General features: G+C 30.0%; 4 protein-coding genes. 3 read left to right on the top strand and 1 reads right to left on the bottom strand.

What is annotated here, in order from left to right; translation table 11 throughout:
* Positions 1 to 152: 152 nt before the first annotated feature.
* Positions 153 to 527, bottom strand: coding sequence for a hypothetical protein (locus tag EAX61_RS16250; protein WP_121918762.1), 375 nt, complete (start codon positions 525 to 527; stop codon positions 153 to 155).
* 79 nt (positions 528 to 606) lie between these two features.
* On the opposite strand from EAX61_RS16250, the gene EAX61_RS16245 reads away from it, so the two are divergent.
* The 3 genes from EAX61_RS16245 to EAX61_RS16235 all read left to right on the top strand — a co-directional run bounded on the left by EAX61_RS16245 (position 607) and on the right by EAX61_RS16235 (position 2,650).
* Complete coding sequence (locus EAX61_RS16245; RefSeq protein WP_161555249.1) at positions 607 to 948, top strand: MerR family transcriptional regulator; 342 nt, start codon at positions 607 to 609, stop codon at positions 946 to 948.
* A 233-nt stretch (positions 949 to 1,181) separates the two neighbouring features.
* Positions 1,182 to 1,910: an ion channel gene (locus tag EAX61_RS16240; protein ID WP_121918760.1), complete on the top strand. Its 729-nt coding sequence runs from the start codon at positions 1,182 to 1,184 to the stop codon at positions 1,908 to 1,910.
* Positions 1,892 to 2,650: a DUF2971 domain-containing protein gene (locus EAX61_RS16235; RefSeq protein WP_121918759.1), complete on the top strand. Its 759-nt coding sequence runs from the start codon at positions 1,892 to 1,894 to the stop codon at positions 2,648 to 2,650. Before EAX61_RS16240 ends, EAX61_RS16235 begins: the two co-directional genes overlap by 19 nt.
* The last annotated feature ends 146 nt before the right edge of the window (positions 2,651 to 2,796 follow it).

Here is a 2,796-nt window from a genome sequence, read left to right as displayed (position 1 = left end):
AGGCGTTCCAAAAGCTCAACGCAGGGCAGCAAACCTCCAAAATAATTAATACCTTACACAAATAATACAAACACCAAAACAAGTGAAAGCCAGCAGAACGCCCTGCACGCTTTATACATTGGACGTTATCTCTCATTTAGAGAAACATTCTGCTAAAATTTAACGCCTGTTCTCAATCTAAATAATTCTTTATCCTCAAAATACATTCCTACCCAAAGTAAGATTTGCATAATAACGCCCAAATTAAAAGAGCCAGTCGTCCATTGAGCTGTAATTATCCCACCAATGTATGCAACACAAAGAAAAAAGCCGATTTTTCTGGATTGTGGAATAAGAAAAACTACAGCACACAAAAGTTCAATAATCCCAACCGAAAATATCATATGACCAAGACCAATATTCGTCATATTTTCAACCATAAATTCAAGCCCAATTATTTTCGGAATTGCTGTGGCTATTAAAAGTAAAATTGGAATTATCCAAATAAAACGGAATTTGCTTCTTTTATTCACTACTTGATTTGTCATCGCTTATTAAAATTTAAGTTATTTTTGACAAAGATAAACCGTGGACTATAGTCAACGGTCAAATAAAAAATTAGAAAAAATGAAAATTGGCGAACTTTCTAAACAAACCAAAGTCTCAAGAGATACTATTCGTTTCTATGAAAATAAGGATTTACTGACCGATATTAGCAGACCATACGAATGGAATAATTATAAAGATTACGGAGAAAACAATGTAAAGCGAATTCAAATTATTAAATATTTACAACGATTTTCATTTACTTTGAGCGAATGTAAAGTTCTGTTAGATGAGCGTGATGCGAGTCCGAACAATTGTGTTGATAAGAATAGTGCATTTAAGAAAAAACTGGAATTAATAGAAAAACAAATCAGCGAATTAAAACAAACAAGAGATGCTTTAATTGCATTAGTGGAAGAATAATTGCGTAGAAAAACGAGAGATAACATTGTATATAAAAAATAGCGCAAGTCTTTGCTAACACTAAGGTTTGGGTATTTTTGGAAAGTCGCCAAATTTTTAAATTTGACGATTTCCAATAAAAAGATAAATAGTAAAATTTAAAAATTCGGCTTGTGTTTAATCCGAAAAGTTATCGCTTATTTTCAGCGCTACTTTTCATATACGGAGCCGTTGTAGCCAATTAAAACCAATCAATGCTAAAGAAACTGATTTTTGGAAAATATGATTCAAATCACAAGCTGAAACCAGCTATTAAGAATCAGGCTAAAAACGTAGGAAGAATATGGAATAATAAAACTTATAAAGATTTTGGAATTGAAAGAATTTTAAGATTATTTCTTGTTTCTATTCAATTTATTTTTCCTGCTCTTTACATCAGACACATTTCGGGTTTATTCGGACTTCTACAAAGAAAAATTTTTGTTGAACTTTATGTTCTTGTTAAACTTTGTCTTCCTTTAATATTTTTCTACTACGATTTAACGGACCAATTTCTTGTTGCAATTATTACAAGTTATATGCTGGTTGAAACAGTAATTTATCTCACAAGTTTAATATTTCTTTCTGATATTTATGCACAACCAATTAGTTACAAAAGGTCAGTCGTTTTGCTTTTTGTCAACTATGTTGAAGTTATACTGGAATTTGCAGTTCTTTATTCATTTTTCAACTTGAATTATAATATTTTCCCAGGACAACTTGTAAAAGATATTGATATAATATACTTCAGCTTTGTTTCATTTTCACCAATCGGATTTGGTGAAATTAATTCCGTTGTTGATTATGGAAAACTATTAGTAATTGGACAAATTTTCGTATTCCTCATTTTTGGAGGTCTATTTTTAAGTGTGTTCACTTCAAACATTGGAGAAATGACATATTTCAACTCTCATAAGGCAAAAAAATGGACGAAAAGAAAATAAGTTGGGATAATATAACACCTCAAGACAAAGAGGATTTAGAAAGAGAGGTTTACAAATTCATTGACCTCAAATATCTGCCAAGTATTTTTAAGGATAAAAAACTAGCTTTCTTAAAAGTCAATAAATGGGATGACCCTTTTGAAAATTTTATTTTCAAATCTAATTTTAAAATCAACGGAAAAAAAGTAGAATCTGATATTTTCAAGGTTTTTGCAAATTCTACATTTGGGCAATCTTGGACACTACACTCTGAAACAGATGCATTATGGAGAATATATTCACCAAATAAAAATAGTGTCAGAATCAAAACTAAAGCATCTAAATTGCTTCAAATGATAAAAACTAAAAGTGATGATTCCTTATATTGTATGTTAGGAGATGTTGAATATAAAACTAAAAATGAATTTGAGAATTTTATATCTAAACTTAAAACTCATCAAGATTTTAGAACCGACCAATTTCACACCTTTACATATTTCGTAAAAAGAACTGAATTTACTCACGAAAAAGAGTTTAGAGTAATTTACATAGCTGACTTTGAAAATGGAAAGAAAAACGAGATTCTATATTTTAATATCGACCCAAATGAATTCATTATTGATATTCTAGTTGACCCAAGATTGACTGTAACTGAATTTAATAAAATAAAAACCACAATTCGAAATCTTGGTTATAATGGGAAAATTGAAAAATCGAGCTTGTACTATTGGAAACCATTGAATATAGATTTGAAAACATAAAATAACTGGCTACAACAATGGTAACCGTTGCACAACCCATTAAATCGACAATAATTGACTTTAAAAGCGCCTTTCTGAGAGGTGCTTTTTTAAGTTATGAAGTATGCAAGTCTTAAATTAATATCGCTTAAAAAGACTCGTTTGAG

Source organism: Dokdonia sinensis, from assembly GCF_003688895.1.
Classification (GTDB): domain Bacteria; phylum Bacteroidota; class Bacteroidia; order Flavobacteriales; family Flavobacteriaceae; genus Dokdonia; species Dokdonia sinensis.
This window is presented reverse-complemented; position numbering and strand designations above follow the sequence as displayed.

Coding starts and splice junctions, on each gene's coding strand:
- EAX61_RS16250 (WP_121918762.1), bottom strand. CDS start 527: ATGACAAATCAAGTAGTGAATAAAAGAAGCAAATTCCGTTTTATTTGG.
- EAX61_RS16245 (WP_161555249.1), top strand. CDS start 607: ATGAAAATTGGCGAACTTTCTAAACAAACCAAAGTCTCAAGAGATACT.
- EAX61_RS16240 (WP_121918760.1), top strand. CDS start 1,182: ATGCTAAAGAAACTGATTTTTGGAAAATATGATTCAAATCACAAGCTG.
- EAX61_RS16235 (WP_121918759.1), top strand. CDS start 1,892: ATGGACGAAAAGAAAATAAGTTGGGATAATATAACACCTCAAGACAAA.